The organism is Aquimarina algiphila (genome assembly GCF_947494415.1).
Classification (GTDB): domain Bacteria; phylum Bacteroidota; class Bacteroidia; order Flavobacteriales; family Flavobacteriaceae; genus Aquimarina; species Aquimarina algiphila.
The window spans coordinates 360,065-384,284 of the sequence record NZ_CANLVC010000001.1 but is presented as its reverse complement, the minus strand read 5'-3'; the positions used below and the strand labels follow the sequence as shown (position 1 = coordinate 384,284).

Sequence of the window (24,220 nt, the reverse complement as noted above, 5' to 3'; positions counted from 1 at the left end):
ATTCTGATTATGTTTGCATGTATGAAAAAAGGAATATATGCTGACAAAGGTCTTTGGTAGTGCTGTTTTTGGTGTTGAAGCAACATCAATAACTGTAGAAGTAAATATTGATAAAGGAATTGGGTATCATTTGGTAGGGTTGCCTGATAATGCGATAAAGGAAAGTAGTTATCGTATCGCAGCTGCTTTACAAAATAACGGTTACAAATTACCGGGAAAGAAAATTACTATCAATATGGCGCCTGCAGATTTAAGAAAAGAAGGGTCTGCATATGACCTTACTTTGGCATTAGGAATCCTTGCTGCAAGCTCACAAATCAAAGGAGATACTGTTTCTGATTATCTAATTATGGGGGAGCTTTCTCTAGACGGAAGTCTGCAACCAATAAAAGGAGCTCTTCCAATAGCAATCAAGGCCAGAGAAGAAGGTTTTAAAGGTTTTATACTTCCAAAACAAAATGCTAAAGAGGCTGCAATTGTAGATCATCTAGAGGTGTATGGTGTTGATAATATTAAAGAGGTAATTGATTATTTTGATGATAAAGGACAATTAGAACAAACTATCGTTGACACTAGGGAAGAATTTTATTCGGCGCTTGCTAATCCCGAATTTGATTTTGCCGATGTAAAAGGGCAAGAAAGTATAAAACGTTGTATGGAAATTGCGGCCGCGGGAGGTCATAATATTATATTGGTAGGTCCTCCGGGTAGTGGAAAAACGATGTTAAGTAAGAGGTTACCAAGTATTCTTCCGCCTATGTCTTTGCAAGAAGCATTAGAAACGACCAAAATTCATAGTGTCGTTGGGCGTATTAAAGATAATGTTGGATTAATGGCACAACGACCATTTAGAAGTCCACATCACACGATCTCAAATGTAGCTTTAGTTGGAGGAGGAAGTTATCCCCAACCAGGAGAAATATCCCTATCACATAATGGAGTTTTATTTCTGGATGAGTTGCCAGAATTTAAAAGAGAAGTGTTAGAGGTAATGCGTCAACCTTTAGAAGACAGAGAAGTAACAATTTCGAGAGCAAAATTTACAGTCACTTATCCATCTAGTTTTATGTTAGTGGCGAGCATGAATCCGAGTCCGGGAGGTTATTTTAATGATCCTGACGCCCCCGTAGTCTCTTCTCCTGCAGAAATGCAACGTTATCTAAGTAAGATTTCCGGGCCTTTATTAGATAGAATTGATATTCATATTGAAGTTACTCCGGTTCCATTTGATAAACTTAGCGAAGAAAGAAGAGGAGAGCCTAGTGTTGATATTCGGAAACGAGTGATTGTAGCAAGAGATATTCAGACCAAGCGATTTGAAAAGTTACAGAGTATTCATTACAATGCACAAATGGGGGTAAAACAAATACGAGAATTTTGTGCACTTGATAAAAATTCAAAAGAATTACTGAAAACAGCAATGGAAAGGTTAAATCTATCAGCAAGAGCTTATGATCGTATTCTAAAAGTTTCAAGAACTATTGCAGACCTTGAAGGTTCTAAGGATATAAAAGGAAATCATATTTCTGAAGCCATACAATACAGAAGCCTGGATCGGGATGGTTGGTTAGGATAGTTTAATAAGTCCAATAATGGGGTATTCGATAACTTATAAACTATTTGTGGTTCTTATCAACAATCCATTTACTATCCCTTCTGAAATCAATATTTTTAGGAAAACAGACATTGAACTTTTAAATATTGACTATGAATCGAATACTTTTTTTGATTTTAATACTAGCTTTCATAAGTTGTAATAAAGATGCTGAAAATCAGAAGAAATTATCAGAAGATAAAGCAGCTCAAAATCAGCAAGAACATCCAATTCAAAAACCTTTGCAACTTACATTAGCCAATGCTAATTCGTTGGCAGAATTACCATTAGCGTGTTTACAAATTGAATATCCTAACAAGCTTAATCAAACACTGGGAGGAAAAGAAAATATTGGAGAGCCTAAAGAATTGCATCCTACATTTTATGGTTGCTTTGACTGGCACTCTTCTGTTCATGGTCATTGGTCATTGGTGAAGCTTTTAAAAACCTTTCCCGACCTCGAAAAAAGAGAAGAAGCTATAAACAAATTGCGGCAAAATATTTCAAAAGATAATATAGCAATAGAAGTTAAATATTTTGAAGAGAAACATAATAAATCTTATGAGAGAACTTATGGTTGGGCTTGGTTGCTTAAGCTGGCAGAAGAATTGCATACCTGGGATGATCCAATAGCAAGGGAGTTGCAGCAAAATTTAGAACCTTTAACAATTATGATTGTTCAAAAATACATTGATTTCTTGCCAAAACTTAATTATCCTATTAGAGTGGGAGAGCATACCAATACAGCATTCGGATTATCATTTGCTTGGGACTATGCGAATACGGTTAATCATCAAAAATTAAAGGAAAGTATTGAAGGTAAAGCAAAGGAATTCTATCAGAATGATCAGAACTGCCCTATCGGATGGGAACCAAGTGGCTATGATTTTTTGTCTCCTTGTTTTGAAGAAATTGACCTAATGAGAAGAATACTTAATAAAAAAGAATTTGATCATTGGATTTCTGCTTTCATGCCTCAACTAAAAAATAAAAACTACACAATAGAAGTGGGTAAAGTATCTGATCGTACTGATGGTAAACTAGTACATTTAGATGGATTAAATTTTAGTAGAGCCTGGGTGCTATATGGATTAGCAAAACAATACGAGGACTATGCGCATCTTTTTTCGGTAGCAAATACGCACATCAACTATTCATTACCCAATCTGGTTGGAGATAGTTATGAAGGAGGGCATTGGTTAGGGTCATTTGCGATATACACCTTAGATATAAATACAAAATAAATGATTAAAAATAGGTGAACGCATGAAAAAGTGGTTTTCTAATATTGGTCCGGGAACTTTGGTTACAGCAGCATTTATTGGTCCGGGTACAGTCACAGTATGCACAATAGCAGGAGTGAAGTTTGGGTATACATTATTATGGGCTTTGGGACTTTCTATTATAGCTTGTATGGTATTGCAAGAAATGGCAGCAAGGCTAGGTGTGGTAACTCAAAATGGACTTAGTGAAGTGCTTAAATCTCAGTTTGATAATAAAATTGTAAAATCAATACTTCTGGGTATTATTATTTCTGCAATTTTTATTGGTAATGCCGCCTATGAAGCAGGTAACATAAGTGGTGGTGTCTTAGGGTTGTCAACAATCATTGAATCGCCAAATATAAGCTTGGCAGGGTTCACTTTTAACTATTTGAGTTGGATAATTGGAGTGTTGGCATTTGTGGTTTTGTACATAGGTAATTATAAAATACTAGAAAGAAGTTTGATAGTGTTAGTACTTTTTATGAGTTTGGCTTTTATTATTACTGCTATTGTGACCAAACCAGATATTTCTTTAGTTGTTAAAGGGTTTGTACCCAATTTTTCTTCAGAAAAACTATTTACAGTTATTGGGTTAGTGGGTACTACAGTCGTTCCTTATAATCTGTTTCTTCATGCTTCAGTGGTAAAAGAAAAATGGAATACTCCAGAAGAACTACCATTAGCAAGAAAAGATACCATTATTGCTATTTCGGCTGGTGGGTTAGTGTCTATGGCTATTATTATTGCGGGTGCTGCAATACTTAGTAACGAAGTAAATAATGCAGCTGATTTAGCAAAAAGCCTGGAACCTGTTTTTGGACCTGCAGCAAAATATGTACTTTCTTTAGGGCTTTTTGCAGCAGGAATTACCTCGGCTATAACTGCTCCTTTAGCAGCTGCATATGTAGTAAAAGGATGTTTAGGATGGCAAGGAGGATTAAAGAGTAAACAATTTAGATCAGTTTGGATGTTTATACTTTTTCTTGGTGTAGTATTTTCATCTCTCGGAATAAAACCAATTAAGATTATACAATTTGCACAAGTAGCAAACGGACTCCTTTTACCTGTAATTGCAGGTTTCCTTTTGTGGGTTATGAACAAGAAAAATATTTTAGGAAAATACACTAATTCTAAGGTGCAAAATGCTATTGGTTTTTTGATTGTATTGATTGCCGCTTTTTTAGGATGTAGAAGTATTTGGAAGGTAGTGATTAATTTGTAGGATTTGTTTTTGTTTTTTGTAGGAATATGGAAGAAATAATTTTTAATGCAGATGTTGGAGAAGGAGCTGGTTTTGATGCTCAGATAATGCCATTTATATCTTGGTGTAATATTGCATGTGGGAGTCATGCAGGTGATCAAGAAGAGATCCAGAAAACTATCCGGTTAGCAAGTACACATAAAGTAAAGATTGGAGCACATCCATCATATCCCGATCGAGAAAATTTTGGAAGAGTTAAGATGGCCTTGGCATATGATGATTTAGTGAAAACAATTGTTGCTCAAATAGAAGAAGTTAAATTTTACGTTGACAAAAAAGGAGAGGAGTTGCATCATGTAAAGCCACATGGAGCGCTTTATAATGAAGTAGTCAAAAATGAAGAGGTAGCTTCTGCAGTACTTGAAGCAATAAATAATATCGATAAAAGTTTATTGATAATAACGTCAAAAAAATCTAAATTATCGTATCTTGTGAAAGATAAATTTAGATTAAAATTTGAAGCTTTTGCGGATCGAAATTATAATGACGATTTGACTTTGGTTTCTCGTTCAGAAAATGAAGCTGTTCTTACAGATGTAAAACAAGTTTTTGAACATTTAAAAAGAATGGTTTTAGAAGATAAGGTGAGAACGAAAAAAGGAGAGGAGTTGCCAATTTTTTTTGATACGATTTGTGTACATGGAGATAATCCAAAATCGGTTGATATTTTAAAATATTTACATCAGGAATTTTTGAAATTGAACATAAGTATAGGATAAATTCATGAGTTACGAATTAAGATATTGGCAGTATTCTGAAAAGGCTATTTTAATCGAATGGCCTTCAGTAATTGACAAAAATGTCCTTCATGACCTTCTTTTTTATAAAAAATCAATTGAATCTTTTTATGGTAAACTAATTGTTGAGGTAATTTCTGGATATAACTCGTTGTTAATTTACTATGTGTCTACTATAGAGAAATTCTATGATACCGTTTTTGAGCTAAAAACCTTGTATTCATCTAATGTGTTATCAGAACAACAAGAAAATCGACTGTGGAAAATCCCAGTATGTTATTCCCCTGCTCTGGCACCTGATTTGAACACGTTTGCAAAAAATAAATCTTTGTCTGTAGATGAAATAATTGCCTTGCATACTGCTCCTCGTTATACTATTTTCTTTATAGGTTTTTTACCTGGGTTTTTATATTTGGGTGGTCTTGATTCAAAGCTTCATTTGCCTCGAAAAAATACACCCTCCTTAGAGGTGAAAAAAGGATCTGTAGCTATAGGTGGAAATCAAACCGGAATTTATCCGGTTACAAGCCCTGGTGGTTGGCATGTAATTGGTATGTGTCCTCTTGATTTTTTTAATCCAAATACTAAAGAGTTTACTGTTTTTGAACCTGGAGATACTATTCAGTTTATATCGATAAAAGAATATGAATATAACGATATCAGATCAAAATGTGAAAAAGATAGTTTCTTACTTAAACCGATCACGATATGACTGGAGGAGTTAAAATTCTTAAAGCAGGTTTTTTTACCACTATTCAGGATGGAGGTCGTTTTGGGTTTTCAAAATATGGTGTTCCCAGAAGTGGAGCTATGGATAAATTGTCATATGGATTAGCAAATTCATTGTTGGGGAATGATAAAAATTCGGCATGTATAGAATGGGCTTTTCAGCCTCCAGTTTTACATTTTTTTGAAAATACAGAAATTGTTTTAACAGGGGCTGAAGCGGATGCATTTTTAAATGATCTGAAAATTGATATGTATAAAAGAATTCGCATTGTTAAAGATGATATTTTAAAATTTAAATCATGTATGAAAGGTGTGTATGGTTATGTAGGAATAAGTAAAGGTTTTTCTACTCCAATGATTTTAAAAAGCAAATCATTTTATAAATCAATTACCTCTGATTGTCGATTAGAAAATGATGCTATTTTGCCATATAAAATCAGCAATATTTTTGATAGTCAATTGTCTACTATTTCTATTCCAATATTGTTCGATAGTACCCAAAAATTAGAAGTGTATAAGGGACCAGAATTTGATCATTTATCAAAAGATCAACAGTTGTTTTTATTTGATAATTCGTTTACCATTTCGAATACAATAAATAGAATGGCAATTCAATTAGAAGAGAAATTATATAATGATTTACCATCGATGTTAACTTCTCCTGTTTTACCAGGTACAGTTCAATTGACTCCATCGGGGACTTTGATAATTTTGATGAGAGATTGTCAAACCACGGGAGGATATCCAAGAGTTTTACAATTAAGTGAAATGTCAATCAATAGCATTGCACAAAAAAGAATGAAAGAAAGATGTAGTTTTAAGTTGATATAACAATACCGTTAAGTAATCTTTTGTGCTATTTAGATATTTTTCTAATCATAATCCGTCAATTTGAGTGCTTCGACTTTAGGAGAAGTGCATCGAGTCCTTTGGCACACTCTGGATGACAAGGATTTTGGTTTAAAAAAGCTATTCTCGATACATTTTGTCTTCCGTCGCCTCGAGCTTAGTCTAAAGGTTATTACGACAAAACAATCGAATTGACGCTTTTTTGTAATAATTTTCCTAAATGCACAACGGGTTTAAGTATGATAAAATCAAAATTGTCATACTGAGCCCTTCGACAAGCTCAGGACAGGCATTGTCGAAGTGTAGTTTCAAAGTGATAAGGTAATTTTTTCATTTCCTATTTGCCTATATGTTTAATTAGTTGTTTTTAGTATGATGAACGAGTATTCATTGTTTTTTGTCATTCCAGTGTAGGCTGGAGTCAATTTTTGGTAGTACATGTATTAAGTAGATTCCATTTTTCAACGGAATGAAAAATCAACTTATTTCTATATTAATGAAATTCGTTTTTTTGAACCTTATTTAACTGACAATTAAATATTGTAAGTTAAACTAATTTTGTTTTTTCAACAGAGTCTTATTTTAACGCCTCAATCCTTGGGTCGATTTCTTCTTGTTCGACCTACTGCATAGTGCATAATCTTTCTATATGCCACACATTTGTATAATCAAAAAGTGTAATTATGAAACAGGGGAAATGCCCCTTTTTGTAATAGGGGGAAAATCCCCTGTGTTCTTTTTTTATAGTATTGTGTTTAATGTGTTAAGGTATTGTGATCCAGTTTTTTAATAGTAGTTGGTCTTCTTTTGGTTTTGTGGTTAATGGTACGTTGTATTTGCTTTGCACCAGGTTTTTTGGATATATTAGCATCAGTTAACCTAAATAAAAAAAAGTTATGGGAAAAAAAAGACCCAAAAAATGTATTAGTATAGAAGAAGCAAAAGAGCTTCAAAAAACATGGTGCGATACCAGAACGCCAGAAATTGATAAGTGTCTTGGATTTGAAGATACCAGAGAGTTTTGGTGGAGCGTAGAAGAATTACAAGAGTACCTTAAATACGTGAAGAAACAATCTAAAAAACAAGGGATCTGTAATCCTGGAATCAGAATATATTTTGGAGCATATCCTAAAGAGAAATGTAAAATGGATAGAGGATATTCTACTGTGTTTTTAGCACCTACTGGTGCACCAGCTGGCGAAATGGGTAAAGGAGGAGATCATGCACAAAATAATTATAATTTAGAACCTTATAATCTTGGGTCAGCAGGAGACCCTCCACATATTTATTAATGAGCAATACTCAGTTAATCATTATACATAGTATAGAGCTTATTGCCGTATTAGTAGGCTTGTATTGTACAACAAAATACCGAGAAGATAAAGTTTCTCGGTATTTTGTTTGGTTTCTGCTTTTTGTTGTTATTGTAGAGACAATGGGTTTATTGCCTAGGTTGGTTGATGGCTGGAGCTTGTTTTTCCCATTAAAGGGGACTTTTTTTGAAAAAGATAATTATTGGTTGTATAATCCATATTTGATATTGAATTTTGTGTTTTATATTTTTTACTATATTAAAAACATAAAATCAAAAAAAAGTAAAAACCTCCTTAAAGGGCTTGCTTTGTTTTTCTTTTTTAGCTCAATCGTAAACCTTTTGTTAACCGATGTTTTTTTTAAAGCTATTTCTGCTTATACCTTTATTTTAGGAGGAGTGTTGATTTTTATAGGTATTTTTTTATATTTCTATGAAGTTTTTCAAAGTGACACCATTTTGTATTTTGGTAGAATATTCCCTTTTTATGTAGCTGCTGGGACTTTGGTTTTTCACCTGACGGTTACTCCTCTCTTAATATATAGTAAATATTATAGTGCTTCATCAAATCCAGAATTTGTTAAAATTTATACTAATATAATTACTATTGCAAATATTTTTATGTACACTTGTTTTACAGTAGGTTTTATAGTATGCTTCCGAAAGAACAAATCTTATTAATAGTCTATTTTACCGTTATTATTCTTTTTTTTATAATTTTCGGTATTATCTTTTTTGTGGCTTTTCAACGACGAAAAAACAAATTATTGTTAGAAAAATTAAGAGCAGAACAACGTTTTGAAGATGAGATTTTTAAATCTCGTATAGAGATACAGGAACAGGCTCTTAAAAATGTAAGTTGGGAGTTGCATGATAATATTGGGCAGTTACTATCTACAGCAGTAATGCAAATCAATATAATGGGTACTACCATTGATACACAGTCTTCAGATTCTTTGCAAGATGTGCGTAAACTGGTAGGAGATAGTCTCCAGGAAATACGCAATTTATCCAAAACCTTAAATCATGAAGTGATTGAGAATGTGGGATTAGAGAAATCCATTCGGGTAGAACTAAAACGTTTTGAAAAACTTAATTTTTTAACACCTACACTAACGATAAAGGGTGAAGAGGGGTATATTGACCCCAAAGATGAGATTATCCTATATCGCATTATTCAAGAATTTTTCTCTAATACCATTAAACATGCAGAAGCATCTAATCTCGATGTAGAACTGGAGTATACACCAGAAGCACTTGGTATTAAAATACAAGATGATGGGGTTGGTTTTGATATGAAATCTGTACAGGCAAACTCAGGATTATTAAATATGAAAAGTCGGGCTTCATTGGTCAAAGCAAAACTGGACTATAAATCTTCTCCGGGAAAAGGTGTCTTACTTACCTTGTCATATCCTATGCTAGATAGAAATTGATTTAATACATTTGTAGTATTGAGAATTGTTTTCTCAATATAGATGGCTATATAATTTAAATGGTATACATACTAAAAAGGACCAGATGAAAAAAAAGACCATAGTAATTGTTGATGATCATCTTTTATTCGCGCAGTCGCTAGAAAGTTTGATTTCTAAGCTTGAAGCATATGAGGTATTAGCGATTCTAAAGAACGGCAAAGAACTTACACAATATTATCTTCATAAAAGAAAAACACCAGACCTTATTCTTTTGGATGTAAAAATGCCAGTTATGGATGGTGTGCAAACCATGCAATGGCTTAAGGAAAATAAACCAGATCAAAAAGTATTGGCTTTGACCATGGAAGATGATGAAGAAACCATTATCAAAATGCTTAGAGCTGGAGCAAAAGGATATTTGCTTAAAGATATTCATCCAGAGAATTTTGAGTTCGCAATGAAGATGGTAATAGAACAAGGCTTCTATTATTCAGGTAAAATAGAAAGTGCATTAAGAAATTCTGAAGGTGTTGATAATAGTAAAAACCTACAAGATAAATTAACAGACAAAGAAAGAGTCTTTTTGAAATTCGCTTGTTCAGAACTTACCTATAGGGATATTGCTGGAGAAATGAACCTAAGTCCAAAAACAATAGAAAATTATAGAGAAACTGTTTTTAGAAAGCTAGAAGTGAAAACAAGAGTAGGGTTGGTGATTTATTGTATGAAAAACAAATTATTTAAAATCTAGTGAAACGCTAAATTTTCAAAAGTTTACATATAAAAATATAGGACAATAGAATATTTTGCTATATTTGATCATATAAATGAATACAAAAAACATAAATATCAACGCGGTCATTAGTATTGAGGTAATCATTTTACCTTGATAAGGGATCATATTTGATATTCAAAATATAAAAAATCCCTTTACCTCAGTAAAGGGTTTTTTTTTGAACCAAATTTAAAAAATGAACATGTTTAACAACAGTAATATCAATGTCATTATTAGTATTGTGATTAACTCACTATGATGAGGGATGTTGATATGTTAAAAATATAAGAATCCCTTCAAATATGAAGGGATTTTTTTTAGACCAAAATGTAGAATTAATTAAAAATTAACAAATAGTGATTGTAAAAAAAATGAATATAAATACTTGTTAATCAGTGTTTAAGAAGGTCAAAGTGGGTATTGGATATTGTAAGGGTATTGAATAATCTTTACCCGTTTAGCCATAAGGAAATAATTTTATACTGTGGTTTATTCAATACGATACAAATGTCGTAAAAGAATAGTTAAAATTTTATCAAATTAACAAAAAACTGGTATTCAAACGTAATGAGCATCAATAAATATAGTAAACAAGTCACTCAAGATGACACACAGCCTGCAGCGCAAGCAATGCTTCATGCAATTGGTTTAACCGATGAAGATTTTAATAAGCCTTTAGTCGGGATTGCAAGTACAGGATATGAAGGAAATCCTTGTAATATGCATCTTAATGATCTCGCTAAATTAGTGAAGAAAGGAACATTAGAAGAAGATGTTGTAGGACTCATTTTTAATACTATTGGAGTAAGTGATGGGATTTCTATGGGAACTCCGGGAATGCGTTTTTCATTACCTTCAAGAGATGTGATTGCAGATTCTATGGAAACTGTGGTACAAGCCATGTCTTATGACGGAATGGTAACTGTTGTAGGGTGTGATAAGAATATGCCTGGTGCTTTAATGGCTATTTTACGATTGAATCGACCCTCAATTCTGGTGTATGGAGGTACAATAGCTTCAGGACATCATGCAGGTAAAAAATTAGATGTGGTTTCAGCTTTTGAGGCCTGGGGAGAGAAAGTGGCTGGTACAATTACTCAAACAGAATATAAAAGTGTGATAGAAAAAGCTTGTCCGGGAGCAGGAGCTTGCGGAGGTATGTATACTGCCAATACAATGGCGTCTGCAATAGAGGCTTTGGGTATGTCATTACCTTATAATTCTTCAAATCCTGCAATTAGTAACAACAAAGAAGAAGAGAGTATCGCTGCAGGTCGTGCTATGCGAGTACTCTTAGAAAAAGATATAAAACCAAAAGACATTGTAACTAAGAAATCCTTAGAGAATGCAATACGGTTAGTAACTATCCTTGGAGGATCTACCAATGCAGTATTACACTTCTTAGCCATTGCAAGAGCTGCAGATGTAGATTTTACACTTGCAGATTTCCAGAGAATTAGTGATGAAACTCCATTCTTGGCAGATTTAAAACCAAGTGGAAAGTACCTTATGGAAGATGTACATGAGGTTGGAGGTATTCCTGCAGTATTAAAATATTTATTAAAGAAAGGGTTATTACATGGAGAATGTTTGACTGTAACCGGAAAAACATTAGCAGAAAATTTATTAGATGTTCCTGATCTTACCGAAGGTCAAGACGTTATAAAACCTTTGGAAAACCCTATCAAACAAACAGGGCACTTGAGAATTATGTTTGGAAACCTATCTGAAAATGGATGTGTTGCAAAAATAACGGGTAAAGAAGGATTGCGTTTTCAAGGAAAAGCTAAAGTGTTTGATGGAGAGTATGATGCTAATGATGGGATTAGAGATGGAAAAGTACAAAAAGGTGATGTGGTCGTCATTAGGTATGAAGGTCCAAAAGGAGGTCCAGGAATGCCAGAAATGCTTAAGCCTACCGCCGCGATTATGGGAGCAGGTTTAGGTAAAGATGTAGCCTTGATTACCGATGGAAGATTTTCGGGAGGAACCCATGGGTTTGTTGTAGGGCATATTACTCCAGAAGCACAAGAAGGTGGTTTGATAGCATTAGTAAAAGATGGAGATATCATTACAATTGACGCAGAGACTAATGCTATTACTGTAGATATTGATAAAGAGGAAATAGAAAAAAGAAGAGCTTCTTGGGTACAACCAGAATTGAAATTTAGTAAGGGTGTATTGTATAAATATGCAAAAACGGTTTCATCGGCATCGCAAGGATGTGTAACTGATGAATTCTAAAAAAGTATTCCAATGCTTTATGAGGTATTGGTTTCTATTAATTGTCATTTCGGTGAAAACCGAAATATATAAAAGGATCTAAGTCTTGATTGAAATAAAATCCAGACTCTAAATAAAAAAACGCGTATGGAAACACAAACGCAAACAGTGAAAAAACAAAAGGTAGTAGCAACAGAAAAAATGACTGGTGCTGAAGCGGTAATACGATGTCTTTTGGCAGAAGGTGTAGATTTGATTTATGGATATCCGGGAGGGGCAATAATGCCTGTCTACGATGAACTCTATAAGTATCAGGATCAGTTACATCATGTATTAACCAGACATGAGCAAGGTGCAACACATGCTGCGCAAGGATATGCCAGAACCAGTGGTAGAGTAGGAGTAGCAATTGCAACCTCTGGACCGGGAGCTACTAATTTTGTGACTGGAATTGCGGATGCGCAGATCGATTCTACCCCTATGGTTTGTATCACGGGCCAGGTAGGTTCTCATCTTTTAGGTACAGATGCATTTCAAGAAACAGATATTATTGGAATTTCCATGCCAATTACAAAATGGAATTGTCAGGTAACGAAAGCTGAAGATATTCCAACAGTACTGGCAAAAGCTTTTTATATTGCTCGGTCGGGTAGACCAGGACCTGTTCTGGTTGATATTACTAAAGATGCTCAGTTTGGTGAATTAGATTTTATATATGAAAAATGCAAAGGAGTACGTAGTTATCAGGCAATACCAGAAACAGAACCAAAAAGTCTTGAAGCCGCTGCTAAACTCATAAATGGAGCAAAAAAACCAATGGTCGTTTTTGGTCAGGGGGTAATTCTTGGAGAAGCAGAAGAAGAATTAAAAAACTTTATAGAAAAAACAGGAATACCTGCAGCATGGACAATACTAGGACTTTCTGCATTGCCGACATCACATCCATTAAATGTTGGTATGGTAGGTATGCACGGTAATTATGGTCCAAATAAATTAACTAATGAGTGTGATTTATTATTAGCCATCGGAATGCGTTTTGACGATAGAGTAACAGGAAATCTGGAAACATACGCAAAACAAGCTAAAGTTGTTCATTTTGAAATTGACCCAGCAGAGATTGATAAGAATGTGAAGGCTGATGTTGCTGTAATGGGAGATGTTAAAAATACACTTGCCAAAATACTTCCTTTGGTAAAATCAAATACGCATGATTCGTGGTTTCAGGAATTTAAAGATTACGATGCTATAGAATATGATAAAGTAATCAAAGATGAACTATATCCTAGTAAAGAAGGATTGTCTATGGGAGAAGTGCTTCGAGGGATTAATGAAGAAACCAAAGGAGATGCAGTTATCGTATCTGATGTAGGACAGCACCAGATGATTGCATGCAGATATGCAGAGTTTACTAAATCCAAAAGTAATGTTACTTCTGGAGGGCTAGGTACAATGGGATTTGCATTACCTGCTGCTATTGGTGCAAAAATGGGAGCTCCGGATAGAGAAGTTGTCGCTATAATTGGTGATGGAGGATATCAAATGACGATTCAGGAGTTGGGTACAATTTTTCAAACCAAAGTACCTGTAAAGATAGTGGTTTTAAACAATGACTTTCTGGGTATGGTAAGGCAATGGCAACAACTATTTTTTGATAAAAGATACGCCTCTACAGAAATGGTAAATCCAGATTTTATAAAAATAGCAGAAGGATATCACATAAAATCCACAAGAATAACCAAAAGAGAAAATTTACAAGATGCAATTGCAGAAATGATCGCGTGTGAAGGCCCTTATTTTTTGGAGGTATGTGTTGAAAAAGAAAATAATGTATTTCCGATGATTCCGACAGGAGCATCAGTTTCTGATATAAGATTAGAGTAATTATGGAAAAAGAAAATTTTACGATATCGGTATATACCGAGAATAATATAGGATTGCTAAATAGGATATCGGCAATATTCCTGAAGCGTCACATCAATTTGGATAGTATGACAGCTTCTGCTTCAGAAATCAAAGATGTGTTTCGATTTACTATAGTGGTGAAAATAACCGAAGAACAAGTAAAAAAGTTAATTGGTCAAATCGAAAAGCAGATCGAAGTTATAAAAGCATTTTATCATAAAGATGAAGAGACTATTTATCAGGAGACAGCATTGTTTAAAGTAGCTTCAAAGTTATTGTTTGAAGATCGCCAGATTCAGAATGTAATTAAGAATAGTAATGCTAATATTGTTACTGTGACTCCAGAGTTTTTTGTGTTAGAGAAAACAGGAAGACGAAGAGAAGTAGAAGCTTTGTATCACAAATTAGAACCTTTTGGGCTGATGCAATTTGTGCGTTCTGGCAGAATTGCAGTTACAAAAGATAAAATGCATATTTCTAAAATATTAGAAAGTTTTGGATCAGAGACTGTGTAAGGGATAGAAATGACATCCTTTTACTCTATCCCAGAGGTTCTCGAAGGGATCAGAGATAAAAGATAAAGTGGATAGCCCGTCCCATTAGGGGACACCATAAAAATAAACAACTATAAATCAAAATTAAATCAAATTTCCGAACGGAAATCACAAATTAGGAAGGAAATGGCAAATTATTTTAATACGCTATCATTAAGAGATCAATTAACACAATTAGGAAAATGTAGATTCATGAATTCTGAAGAATTTTCAGGAGGAATTGATGCACTAAAAGGAAAAAAGATGGTTATCGTTGGATGCGGTGCCCAAGGTCTTAATCAGGGACTAAATATGAGAGATTCTGGTTTAGATGTTTCATATGCACTTCGTGAAGGAGCTATAAAGGAGAAAAGACAATCTTTTATCAATGCATCTGATAATGGATTTAATGTTGGAACTTATGAAGAATTAGTACCTCATGCAGATGTGGTTATTAATCTTACTCCAGATAAGCAGCATACTCAAGTAGTAAATGCGGTAATGCCTTTAATGAAACAAGGAGCTACTTTATCATATTCTCATGGTTTTAATATTGTAGAAGAAGGTACTCAGGTAAGAGAGGATCTTACTGTAATTATGGTAGCGCCTAAATGCCCTGGGTCAGAAGTAAGAGAAGAATATAAAAGAGGTTTTGGGGTGCCAACACTAATTGCGGTACACCCAGAGAATGACCCTCAGGGGCATGGTTTAGAACAAGCAAAGGCATATGCTGTAGGAACAGGAGGAGATAGAGCAGGAGTATTAGAATCTTCATTTGTTGCCGAAGTAAAATCTGACCTCATGGGCGAGCAAACAATTCTTTGTGGATTGTTGCAGACAGGGTCAATTTTATGTTTTGATAAAATGATAGAAAAAGGAATTGATGCAGGTTATGCTTCTAAATTGATTCAATATGGATGGGAAACCATTACCGAAGGGTTAAAATACGGTGGAATCACCAATATGATGGATCGATTATCCAATCCTTCAAAAGTGAAAGCTTTTGAATTATCTGAGGAATTAAAAGAGATTATGCGTCCATTATTTCAAAAACATATGGATGATATTATTTCTGGTCATTTCTCTAAAACAATGATGGAAGATTGGGCGAATGATGATAAAAACTTATTATCATGGAGAGCCGCAACAGGAGAGACAGCATTCGAAAAAACTCCTGCTGGTGATGTAGAGATTTCTGAACAAGAATTCTATGATAACGGTGTGTTAATGGTTGCTTTTGTAAGAGCAGGTGTTGAGTTGGCTTTTGAAGCTATGACAGATTCTGGAATCATAGAAGAATCTGCATACTATGAATCTTTACATGAGACTCCGCTTATTGCCAATACTATTGCACGTAAAAAGTTATTTGAAATGAACCGTGTTATTTCTGATACTGCAGAGTATGGATGTTATCTTTTTGATCATGCATGTAAACCATTACTTACCGATTTTATGAAGAAAATCGATACAGACGTAATCGGAAAAAAATACGATGAAGGAAGAAATAATGGTGTAGATAATGCTAAGTTAATAGAGGTAAATGCGGCATTACGTAATCACCCTATCGAAGTTGTTGGAGCTAGACTTAGAGCGTCTATGACCGCAATGAAACCGATAGTCTAATTCACTAAATTTTGTTCGGCCGGGTCTGTTGAAGTTTTGAGATGTGTATTGTGTAACCTTCGATGGATCCAGGCTAACAAAGTTTTAATGAATAATAACCTATAAGTATGAGCTCTGTCATTACTACATATTTTCCTGAATTAGAAGATATCCAGAAAGCAGCTTCTATAATCAAAGAAGTAGCCATGGTCACTCCACTAATGGATAGTATTCGTTATTCTCGTAGATATGAAGCTAATGTTTTATTAAAGAGAGAAGATCTCCAGAGAGTTCGATCTTATAAAATTAGAGGAGCTTTTAATAAAATTAGTTCACTTACCAAAGAAGAGTTAGAAAAAGGAGTGGTATGTGCTAGTGCGGGTAATCATGCTCAAGGAGTTGCATTTGCATGTAATCATTTGGGAATCGAAGGTACCATATATATGCCTTCGGTAACTCCAAAACAAAAAATTGCTCAAACAGAAATGTTTGGTGGAGACTATGTAAAAATTGTTCTTGAAGGAGATACTTTTGATGATTCATTTAAAGCTGCTATGGAAGCTTGTAAGTCTCAAGGGAAAACTTTTGTTCATCCCTTTGAAGATCCTAAAACAATAGAAGGACAAGGGACAATCGGCCTCGAGATTTTTAAGCAAGCAGATGTGACTATAGATTATATTTTTGTAGCTATTGGAGGAGGGGGTTTGGCATCAGGATTATGTGGTGCTATGAAAGCTTTATCACCAAAAACAAAAATTATCGGAGTAGAGCCTAAAGGGGCACCATCTATGTTATCTTCTATACGAAACAATAAGAATACAGAGATTTTTGATATTGATAAATTTATTGATGGAGCCGCTGTTCAAAAAGTAGGAGATCTTAATTTTGAAATTTGTAAAGAATACTTATCTGATATGTATACAGTACCTGAAGGATTAGTATGTCAGACTATCTTAGATCTGTATAATAGAGATGCTATAGTCGTCGAACCGGCTGGAGCTTTAACTCTTGCTGCATTGGAGTTTTATAAGGACAAAATTAAGGGTAAAAATGTCGTGTGTATTGTAAGTGGAAGTAATAATGATATTACGCGTACAGCCGAAATTAAAGAAAGAGCTCTATTATATGCAGACTTAAAACATTATTTTATTGTTCGCTTTCCACAAAGAGCGGGTGCTCTAAAACAATTTGTAGGCGAAGTATTAGGCCCTAACGATGATATTACACATTTTGAATATTCAAAAAAATCAAGCAGAGAGAATGGCCCTGCTGTGGTTGGAATAGAATTAAAAGACAAAAAGGATTTAGAGCCTTTAATCTCCAGAATGAAAGAGCTTAATTTCTTTGGAGATTATCTAAATGATAAACCAGACTTATTTCAATTTCTCATTTAATACCTTATTTCGTTACACTAAAACAACAACAATTCTTGTCTCTTATGTTGTTAAACACTTGATTTATAGGTTTTTGTTGTTATTATGTTAATTTTTTTTCAAAATAATTTGTTAATTCGTGTTTTTTATCGGTATATTCGTGCACTTAAACGATAAAACTTAATCAATTATGAAAAAATTTTTACTCTTTGCTGCGATTGCTTTATTAGGAATTACAGCTACAAATGCACAAGTTAAATTTGGTTTTGGTGTTGGTTATGCTATTCCTACTGGAGATATAGCAGACTTTACAGATGGTGGTGTTTCTGCACATTTAGAATTAGGATATGGTGTAACAGAAAATATTGATGTTTCTTTCCTTTATACAGGAGATTTCTTGGTTGGATCTGATCTTAATGTAGATACTGGTCTTGGACAAGCGACTGGTTCTATCGGAAATGTTGCTGTAGGAGCTTATATGCTTAATGGACGCTATTATTTTACAGAATCTAAATTTAAACCATATGGTAGTCTTGGTTTAGGTCTTGCAACAATTGGAGCTATTGAAGTAGATGGGACTTCAGCTGAATTAGCTGCTAGTACATCTAACTTTGCATTTCGTCCAGCTTTAGGATTTAAGTATGGTGTTCTTAATATGAATGCTGCTTATTTAAGTGCTGGTAAAACTGGAGATGCATCTGTTAATGATTTTACAATAAATCTTGGTCTATTATTTACTTTTGGAGGAAACTAATTCAATCAAATATATAATATAAAAAGACGATCTGAAAAGGTCGTCTTTTTTGTTTTTATTTTGTTTTTTAAAATAAATTTTAATTTCGTAAAACATTGATTATCAATTTTTTATTTTAATGAATATGCGTTGTTTTTTTGCGTTGCTTAAATTTTGGTCTGATAGTTGGTAAGTAAGATATTCAACATAAATTAATTAATATTTCAATTATGAGAAAATTTTTATTATTAGCTGCAGTTGCATTATTAGGAATGACTGCTGCAAACGCGCAAGTTAAACTTGGTTTTGGTGTTGGATATGCTCTTCCTACTGGGGATATAGCAGACTATACCGATGGAGGGGTTTCTGCACATCTAGAATTAGGATATGGCGTTACCGAAGATATTGACGTATCTATTTTGGCGCAAGGTGACTTCTTAGTAGGAGGTGATGAAACTATTAATGGGCAAAATGTATCTTTTGGAGCTATTGCATTAAGCAGTTATCTTTTAAACGGTCGGTATTATTTTAGGAAGGAAGGGTTTAGACCTTATGGAAGTTTAGGGTTGGGTATTACTTCTATTGGATCAGTAGAAGTGGAAGCTACAGGAAATACAGGAGATGTAGAAGTAGCGGCAAGTACATCAAACTTTGCAATTCGCCCTGCAATTGGTTTTAAATATGGCGTTCTTAATATGAATGTTGCGTATTTGAATGCAGGTAAAACAGGAGAAGGAAACTTTGAACAATCTGTTAGTGATTTTACAATAAATCTTGGCCTATTATTTACTTTTGGAGGAAACTAATTCAATTCATTTATAGTATTAAAAAAGACGATCTGAAAAGATCGTCTTTTTCTATTTGTATTAAAAGATACTCAAAAGTTATAGATTCTGATTTCTCAAATCTTTTACAATCGTTATAGATTTGGCAGTGAGTTTAGTGATTTGATCATAGTCAAAAACACCATGTGCATCTTTAGTTATAAGTTTAGAACCCATACCTACACAATGTGCTCCTGCTTTAAACCAGTTGGATAGATTTTTTTTTTCTGGTGTAACTCCACCACTAGGCATGATGCTAGACCATGGACAAGGTGCTTTAATACTTTTGATAAAATCTGGACCACCTATTTGTGCTGCAGGAAAGATTTTGACAATCTCAGCTCCTAATTCTTCTGCATAATTAATTTCAGAGAGGGTTCCACACCCAGGTAACCAGGCTATTTTTCGGCGGTTACATACTTTTGCTATATCTGCATTAAGAATAGGAGAAACTATAAAATTAGCCCCTTTCTGAATAAATAGAGAAGCTGTGCCAGAATCCACTATAGATCCAATACCCAGAATCATACCAGGAAGTTCCTTAATTACCCATTTAGAAACATCAGAAAATATATCCTGAGCATGATCTCCTCTATTTGTAAATTCAAATACCCTTGCACCACCATCATAACAGGATTTTATTACTTTTTTTACGATTTCTATATCTGAATGATAAAATAAGGGAACAATCCCTGTGTCTTTCATCACTTTTGCAACTTCTATTCTTGTATATTGTGCCATTATCTTATAATTCTTCCAGAAAGATTACCTTCAATAATATTTATAATTTCTCGCTCAGTTGCCAAATTTGCATCGCCTTCTATTGTATGTTTAATTGCGCAAGCAGCGTTTGCAAATTGCAATGCCTTTGTATCATCATAATGCAATAGACCATGAATCAATCCTGCGGCATAGGCATCTCCTGTTCCGATTCTATCTATAACATGGGTAATTTCTAGTTCATTTGTTTCTAAAAACTCTGAACCGTTCCACATTCTAGCTTGGATTTTATGCCAATTTGCGTTTATTGAATTTCTGGTTTTATCAAATACTTTTTTAATGTTAGGGTGTTTTTCAATTAGTTGTTTACTACCTTTTATAAAATCATCATTTTTATACAAAAATTTTGTATCTAATAATTCATTAATTTCATTAGGTCCTCCTATAAATATAGTAGATAATTTTACCAACTCATTTAATATTTCTCTAGCATCTTTTCCGTAGTTCCATAAATCGCTTCTATATGCTGGATCTGCAGAAATAGGAATTCCTTTTTGGCTTGCAATAGTTAACCCATCCTTTAACGCTTGATATGCGTTAAGAGATAGGGCAGGAGTGATTCCTGTCCAATGAAACCATTGACAATCTTCTAAAACTTTGTGCCAATCTATTTGTTTGGGATCTATATTAGAAAACGCAGAATGTGTTCTATTGTATGTAATAGTACTAGATCTCATAACGGCTCCTACCTCAAGGAAATATAATCCTAGTGGGTGTTGAGAGCTGTATATTGGGTGTGTATTAACTCCAAATTTTTGTAAAAAACCTTTTGCAGCATCACCGATAAAATCATCAGACACAACACTTACGTGTTGTGTCTGATTTCCTAATTGTGAAAGCGATATAGCTACATTCGCTTCTGTACCTCCAAAGTAGTACTCTAGTTGGTTGGTTTGTTTTAATTTTTTATTTCCCAAAGGAGCTATACGCATTAAAACTTCTCCAAAGGTTACTACTTTATTCATTGTTAAATTAATTTAGGTCGTTAATAGTGGAAATTTGCCAAAAACTTACGTTTCTATTTATGATCGTACGATTTCCTTTTAATAAAGATAAATAATAGCTAGCTAAATATGCTATTATTTAAATTCCTAACGCTTGTCCTCCACCAATTTGAATAGTTTCAGCTGTTATAAAAGCAGCATCATCACTTGCTAAGAAAGAAACAACAGAAGCTACATCTTCTGGTTGACCTAATCTTCCCAATAAAATATTGTTTTTCCACGATGCAAAAACTTCAGGCTTTGTTGATTTGATTTGTTTATGGAATGGGGTATCAATTGTACCAGGAGATACTGCATTTACTCTAATGCCATACTCTGCCAGATCTTTTGCTAAAGCTCTGGTTATTGCATTAACTGCGGCTTTAGATGTACCATAAATTCCTGCTCCAGGTCCTCCAGCAGTCCATCCTGCATTTGATGTGTAGTTAATGATAGAGGCATTTTCTCCTTTTTTAAGGAATGGAATAGCAGCTCTTGAGGCAAAAAATGTTGAGTCAAGGTTTAACGCCATTACAGACCGATAAAATTCTGTTGTCATTCCTTCAAATCTTGATCGTCCGCCTAATCCACCAGCATTATTTACCAGGATATCAATTTTACCATATTTTTCTCCAATTGCATTTATGTTTGAAGTTACAAGATCTTCGTTTGTAACATCAAATCCATAGTACTCTGCAGTTATTCCAAGAGCAGTAAGTTCTTCTATTCTTTGAGCTCCTTTATCATCCTCTATACCGTTTAAAATTACAGTACATCCATCATTACCTAATCTTTTTGCAACTTCGTAACCGATACCACCGGTAGCTCCTGTTACTATAGCAACTTTTCCTTTTAATTTCATTTTTTTTTAAGTTTATTGTTTAATTGATTACTTTTCTAATTGGTTTTATTTTTTTGCTTTTAATGGTTCGATTTTAGGGCATAAGATCCATACACTCGCTAATACTATTAAGGTCAAAACAGCTCCAACTATAAATGCAGGGGTGTAATTTCCTCCCATGGTTAAAGTGGATACTAATGCAGTAAGACCTACACCAGCAAATTTTGCTGACATTCCAGATAAACCAGCTAGGGTTCCAACTGTCTTTTTACCAAATAAGTCACTTGGTAATGTTTGAATGTTTCCAATGGCTGTTTGAAATCCAAAAAGAATAACTGCCATAATGAGTACCGCATTAACAGGGCTTCCAGGGTCAGATAGTAACCAGAAACAAGGCAACATAATTAGACAACCCAGCGTGATAACAAACTTTCTGGTTTTATTAATATTCCAACCTGCTTTAATACGATTCTGTGCTAGAAGTCCTCCAAACCATGCACCAATCATTGCACCGACATAAGGAACCCATCCATAAATTCCTATTGACTTTACATCCATATTATATACTTCTACAAGGTATGTTGGAATCCAAAAAACAAATAGCCACCAAATAGGATCAATTGCAGCAGAAGCTATCATTACGCCCCAACTCTCTTTATGAGATAACATTTTGCCAGTAACGGGATTATAGTCATCATTTTTATTTTCGTCTTGATTTTGATCAATATTTTCTGATTTATCAAGAATATATTTTCGTTCTTTTTCTGTAAGCCATGGATGTTTTTCTGGTGGTGCTTTCATTATTAACATCCATGGAACTAACCATAGCAGTCCTATAATTCCAACGATAATGAATATCATTTGCCAACTAAAATGAATCGTCATAAAAGCAATTGCAGGAATCGAAATGATACCCCCGATAGCGGCACCTGAGTTAAAAATACCTTGAGCAAAGGCGCGTTCTTTGGATGGAAACCACTCTGCATTTCCTTTAGCAGCGCCTGGCCAGTTTCCAGCTTCAGCGACACCTAATATGGATCTAAAGATGGAAAAACTAAGAAAACCTTTTGCTAAAGCATGTAATGCGGTTGCTATAGACCAAAACCCTATTGAAAATGCAAATCCTAGACGTGTACCTATTTTATCGAAAATTTTTCCAAAAATTGCTTGACCAAAAGCATAAGAGAATAAGAAAATTGATGATATCCAACCAAAGATATCTTTTCGTTCATCCATAGATTTATCTGGATATAATTCTTCTGATATTTGTGGCCAAAGAACATTTAATGATTGCCTGTCAATATAATTGATAACGGTCGCTAAAGCTATTAACCCTATAACCCACCAGCGTAATCCTTTTAATTTCATATTGTTTTTTTTAATTCAAGAGAATCTTAATAATTAGTATTAGATACACGCAGTTATTAAAAAACATTAATGCAAACTAATCCTCGTTTCATTTACTGAAAGTCATCAAAATCTTGAAGTGGTGTAAGTATATTATGTACTTATAAAAACTTGTAGTAAAATGGTTTAAGTAAGATTCCCTCCTAATATTTTTATAAGAAGATAAAATTGTGCACTTTTATCTTCTGTGTTCTTAATTTTAAATTTAGTCTTTGAGATTATAACAATATTGGTATAATATCTTAAAGTGTTTTTTCATGTTTTCTTTAGCTAATTTTGGATCTTGGTTTTTAATAGCTTCATAAATATCTGTGTGTTCTTGAATTCCTGAAAAAGCCTGATTTGTATCACATACATGATACTTTTCAAAATTGGTAATGATCTCTGGAGTAATGATTAACATAAAAGTATTCATGGTACTATTTCTACTTGCTCGAGCAATTGCTAAGTGAAATAATAAATCTTCCTGAACGGCATCTTCGCCTTTGAGTACTTTATTAGAATATGCATCTAATGCTTCTTTTAAGAGCTTTAAATCATCATCTGTTCTTCGGATAGCCGCCAACCTTGCTGTTTTTAATTCTAATAAAATACGTGTTTCAACTAAGGATTTAAATTCTGGATCATCTAATCTTAGAATATCTTCGATCATACCATTCATGGCAATAACTCCAATATTAGCGACAAAAGTTCCACTTTGTGGTATAGATTTTAATAAACCATAAAATTCTAACTTTTGAATCGCTTCTCGAATGTTACTTCTACTAACTTCAAATTTTTCAGATAAGGTTCTTTCTGAAGGTAATTTATCTCCAGGTTCCAAATTTTTATGATTAATCAAATCCCTTATATCAGAAATGATTTTCTTTTGGATTTCCTCGTTCTCATTCTTTGTTAGTATTTCTAATTTCATAGTTAAAATGTGTATTAGATAAAATTGGTTAACCAGATTGGTTTGCCAAATTTATGAAATTATTCGGTATAATAAAAATATATCAAAGAGACATGAATTAATTATTTAGAATAGTCTTTTTTGGTACTACTGGAGTCTGTCAACCCTATACAATATAGGGCTAACA

Annotated in this window: 22 protein-coding genes; 17 read left to right on the top strand and 5 right to left on the bottom strand. The window is 33.8% G+C overall.

What is annotated here, in order from left to right; all coding sequences use genetic code 11:
• Nucleotides 1–37: 37 nt before the first annotated feature.
• From PQF96_RS01585 to PQF96_RS01505, 17 genes are all read left to right on the top strand, one after another.
• Complete coding sequence (locus PQF96_RS01585; protein ID WP_143916081.1) at nt 38–1,576, top strand: YifB family Mg chelatase-like AAA ATPase; 1,539 nt, start codon at nt 38–40, stop codon at nt 1,574–1,576.
• A gap of 131 nt (nt 1,577–1,707) precedes the next feature.
• Complete coding sequence (locus PQF96_RS01580; RefSeq protein ID WP_271764868.1) at nt 1,708–2,838, top strand: DUF2891 domain-containing protein; 1,131 nt, start codon at nt 1,708–1,710, stop codon at nt 2,836–2,838.
• Between the two features lie 22 nt (nt 2,839–2,860).
• On the top strand, nt 2,861–4,081 hold the full coding sequence (locus tag PQF96_RS01575; RefSeq protein WP_271764867.1) for an Nramp family divalent metal transporter: 1,221 nt from the start codon (nt 2,861–2,863) through the stop codon (nt 4,079–4,081).
• A gap of 26 nt (nt 4,082–4,107) precedes the next feature.
• Entirely contained in the window at nt 4,108–4,839 is a 732-nt protein-coding gene (gene pxpA / locus PQF96_RS01570; protein ID WP_271764866.1) for a 5-oxoprolinase subunit PxpA, read from the top strand.
• A gap of 4 nt (nt 4,840–4,843) precedes the next feature.
• Nucleotides 4,844–5,569 (top strand): 5-oxoprolinase subunit PxpB, encoded by a 726-nt coding sequence (gene pxpB / locus PQF96_RS01565; RefSeq protein WP_271764865.1) that lies wholly within the window; start codon nt 4,844–4,846, stop codon nt 5,567–5,569.
• On the top strand, nt 5,566–6,417 hold the full coding sequence (locus PQF96_RS01560; protein ID WP_271764864.1) for a 5-oxoprolinase subunit C family protein: 852 nt from the start codon (nt 5,566–5,568) through the stop codon (nt 6,415–6,417). The genes pxpB and PQF96_RS01560 overlap by 4 nt, the downstream gene beginning before the upstream one ends.
• A gap of 914 nt (nt 6,418–7,331) precedes the next feature.
• Nucleotides 7,332–7,727 carry a hypothetical protein gene (locus PQF96_RS01555; RefSeq protein ID WP_271764863.1) on the top strand — a complete coding sequence of 132 codons (396 nt, stop codon included), beginning with the start codon at nt 7,332–7,334 and terminating at the stop codon, nt 7,725–7,727.
• A complete protein-coding gene (locus PQF96_RS01550) occupies nt 7,727–8,428 on the top strand; it encodes a hypothetical protein (RefSeq protein WP_271764862.1) in 702 nt (233 codons plus the stop codon). Before PQF96_RS01555 ends, PQF96_RS01550 begins: the two co-directional genes overlap by 1 nt.
• Before the next feature lie 86 nt (nt 8,429–8,514).
• Nucleotides 8,515–9,183 (top strand): sensor histidine kinase, encoded by a 669-nt coding sequence (locus PQF96_RS01545; protein WP_271764861.1) that lies wholly within the window; start codon nt 8,515–8,517, stop codon nt 9,181–9,183.
• Between the two features lie 85 nt (nt 9,184–9,268).
• Nucleotides 9,269–9,916, top strand: coding sequence for a response regulator transcription factor (locus PQF96_RS01540; protein ID WP_271764860.1), 648 nt, complete (start codon nt 9,269–9,271; stop codon nt 9,914–9,916).
• 591 nt (nt 9,917–10,507) lie between these two features.
• Nucleotides 10,508–12,184: a dihydroxy-acid dehydratase gene (ilvD, locus tag PQF96_RS01535; RefSeq protein WP_109436516.1), complete on the top strand. Its 1,677-nt coding sequence runs from the start codon at nt 10,508–10,510 to the stop codon at nt 12,182–12,184.
• Nucleotides 12,185–12,310: 126 nt separating this feature from the next.
• Nucleotides 12,311–14,044, top strand: coding sequence for a biosynthetic-type acetolactate synthase large subunit (gene ilvB / locus PQF96_RS01530; protein ID WP_271764859.1), 1,734 nt, complete (start codon nt 12,311–12,313; stop codon nt 14,042–14,044).
• A 2-nt stretch (nt 14,045–14,046) separates the two neighbouring features.
• Nucleotides 14,047–14,580: an acetolactate synthase small subunit gene (ilvN, locus tag PQF96_RS01525; RefSeq protein ID WP_109436518.1), complete on the top strand. Its 534-nt coding sequence runs from the start codon at nt 14,047–14,049 to the stop codon at nt 14,578–14,580.
• A 165-nt stretch (nt 14,581–14,745) separates the two neighbouring features.
• Entirely contained in the window at nt 14,746–16,221 is a 1,476-nt protein-coding gene (gene ilvC, locus PQF96_RS01520) for a ketol-acid reductoisomerase (protein WP_271764858.1), read from the top strand.
• Nucleotides 16,222–16,328: 107 nt separating this feature from the next.
• Complete coding sequence (gene ilvA / locus PQF96_RS01515; RefSeq protein WP_271764857.1) at nt 16,329–17,594, top strand: threonine ammonia-lyase IlvA; 1,266 nt, start codon at nt 16,329–16,331, stop codon at nt 17,592–17,594.
• A gap of 169 nt (nt 17,595–17,763) precedes the next feature.
• Nucleotides 17,764–18,327 carry an outer membrane beta-barrel protein gene (locus tag PQF96_RS01510; RefSeq protein ID WP_271764856.1) on the top strand — a complete coding sequence of 188 codons (564 nt, stop codon included), beginning with the start codon at nt 17,764–17,766 and terminating at the stop codon, nt 18,325–18,327.
• 209 nt (nt 18,328–18,536) lie between these two features.
• Nucleotides 18,537–19,112, top strand: coding sequence for an outer membrane beta-barrel protein (locus PQF96_RS01505; protein ID WP_271764855.1), 576 nt, complete (start codon nt 18,537–18,539; stop codon nt 19,110–19,112).
• Nucleotides 19,113–19,190: 78 nt separating this feature from the next.
• On the opposite strand, the gene PQF96_RS01500 is transcribed toward PQF96_RS01505, so the two are convergent.
• The 5 genes from PQF96_RS01500 to PQF96_RS01480 all read right to left on the bottom strand — a co-directional run bounded on the left by PQF96_RS01500 (nt 19,191) and on the right by PQF96_RS01480 (nt 24,054).
• Nucleotides 19,191–19,871 (bottom strand): bifunctional 4-hydroxy-2-oxoglutarate aldolase/2-dehydro-3-deoxy-phosphogluconate aldolase, encoded by a 681-nt coding sequence (locus PQF96_RS01500; protein WP_271764854.1) that lies wholly within the window; start codon nt 19,869–19,871, stop codon nt 19,191–19,193.
• Nucleotides 19,871–20,875, bottom strand: coding sequence for a sugar kinase (locus tag PQF96_RS01495; protein ID WP_271764853.1), 1,005 nt, complete (start codon nt 20,873–20,875; stop codon nt 19,871–19,873). The genes PQF96_RS01500 and PQF96_RS01495 overlap by 1 nt, the downstream gene beginning before the upstream one ends.
• A 118-nt stretch (nt 20,876–20,993) precedes the next feature.
• The gene (locus PQF96_RS01490) at nt 20,994–21,755 is read right to left on the bottom strand and encodes an SDR family NAD(P)-dependent oxidoreductase (protein WP_109436525.1); all 762 of its coding nucleotides are present in this window, start codon (nt 21,753–21,755) and stop codon (nt 20,994–20,996) included.
• A 45-nt stretch (nt 21,756–21,800) separates the two neighbouring features.
• Nucleotides 21,801–23,102: an MFS transporter gene (locus PQF96_RS01485; RefSeq protein ID WP_109436526.1), complete on the bottom strand. Its 1,302-nt coding sequence runs from the start codon at nt 23,100–23,102 to the stop codon at nt 21,801–21,803.
• A gap of 244 nt (nt 23,103–23,346) precedes the next feature.
• The gene (locus PQF96_RS01480) at nt 23,347–24,054 is read right to left on the bottom strand and encodes a FadR/GntR family transcriptional regulator (protein WP_109436527.1); all 708 of its coding nucleotides are present in this window, start codon (nt 24,052–24,054) and stop codon (nt 23,347–23,349) included.
• Nucleotides 24,055–24,220: the final 166 nt, after the last annotated feature.

What these genes read in the sequence shown, in the direction of transcription:
- PQF96_RS01585 (WP_143916081.1), top strand. Translation starts at nt 38, where the DNA reads ATGCTGACAAAGGTCTTTGGTAGTGCTGTTTTTGGTGTTGAAGCAACA.
- PQF96_RS01505 (WP_271764855.1), top strand. Translation starts at nt 18,537, where the DNA reads ATGAGAAAATTTTTATTATTAGCTGCAGTTGCATTATTAGGAATGACT.
- PQF96_RS01575 (WP_271764867.1), top strand. Translation starts at nt 2,861, where the DNA reads ATGAAAAAGTGGTTTTCTAATATTGGTCCGGGAACTTTGGTTACAGCA.
- PQF96_RS01490 (WP_109436525.1), bottom strand. Translation starts at nt 21,755, where the DNA reads ATGAAATTAAAAGGAAAAGTTGCTATAGTAACAGGAGCTACCGGTGGT.
- PQF96_RS01485 (WP_109436526.1), bottom strand. Translation starts at nt 23,102, where the DNA reads ATGAAATTAAAAGGATTACGCTGGTGGGTTATAGGGTTAATAGCTTTA.
- PQF96_RS01480 (WP_109436527.1), bottom strand. Translation starts at nt 24,054, where the DNA reads ATGAAATTAGAAATACTAACAAAGAATGAGAACGAGGAAATCCAAAAG.
- PQF96_RS01555 (WP_271764863.1), top strand. Translation starts at nt 7,332, where the DNA reads ATGGGAAAAAAAAGACCCAAAAAATGTATTAGTATAGAAGAAGCAAAA.
- ilvA (WP_271764857.1), top strand. Translation starts at nt 16,329, where the DNA reads ATGAGCTCTGTCATTACTACATATTTTCCTGAATTAGAAGATATCCAG.
- ilvN (WP_109436518.1), top strand. Translation starts at nt 14,047, where the DNA reads ATGGAAAAAGAAAATTTTACGATATCGGTATATACCGAGAATAATATA.
- pxpB (WP_271764865.1), top strand. Translation starts at nt 4,844, where the DNA reads ATGAGTTACGAATTAAGATATTGGCAGTATTCTGAAAAGGCTATTTTA.
- ilvB (WP_271764859.1), top strand. Translation starts at nt 12,311, where the DNA reads ATGGAAACACAAACGCAAACAGTGAAAAAACAAAAGGTAGTAGCAACA.
- PQF96_RS01580 (WP_271764868.1), top strand. Translation starts at nt 1,708, where the DNA reads ATGAATCGAATACTTTTTTTGATTTTAATACTAGCTTTCATAAGTTGT.
- PQF96_RS01495 (WP_271764853.1), bottom strand. Translation starts at nt 20,875, where the DNA reads ATGAATAAAGTAGTAACCTTTGGAGAAGTTTTAATGCGTATAGCTCCT.
- PQF96_RS01560 (WP_271764864.1), top strand. Translation starts at nt 5,566, where the DNA reads ATGACTGGAGGAGTTAAAATTCTTAAAGCAGGTTTTTTTACCACTATT.
- PQF96_RS01550 (WP_271764862.1), top strand. Translation starts at nt 7,727, where the DNA reads ATGAGCAATACTCAGTTAATCATTATACATAGTATAGAGCTTATTGCC.
- PQF96_RS01510 (WP_271764856.1), top strand. Translation starts at nt 17,764, where the DNA reads ATGAAAAAATTTTTACTCTTTGCTGCGATTGCTTTATTAGGAATTACA.
- PQF96_RS01540 (WP_271764860.1), top strand. Translation starts at nt 9,269, where the DNA reads ATGAAAAAAAAGACCATAGTAATTGTTGATGATCATCTTTTATTCGCG.
- pxpA (WP_271764866.1), top strand. Translation starts at nt 4,108, where the DNA reads ATGGAAGAAATAATTTTTAATGCAGATGTTGGAGAAGGAGCTGGTTTT.
- PQF96_RS01500 (WP_271764854.1), bottom strand. Translation starts at nt 19,871, where the DNA reads ATGGCACAATATACAAGAATAGAAGTTGCAAAAGTGATGAAAGACACA.
- ilvD (WP_109436516.1), top strand. Translation starts at nt 10,508, where the DNA reads ATGAGCATCAATAAATATAGTAAACAAGTCACTCAAGATGACACACAG.
- ilvC (WP_271764858.1), top strand. Translation starts at nt 14,746, where the DNA reads ATGGCAAATTATTTTAATACGCTATCATTAAGAGATCAATTAACACAA.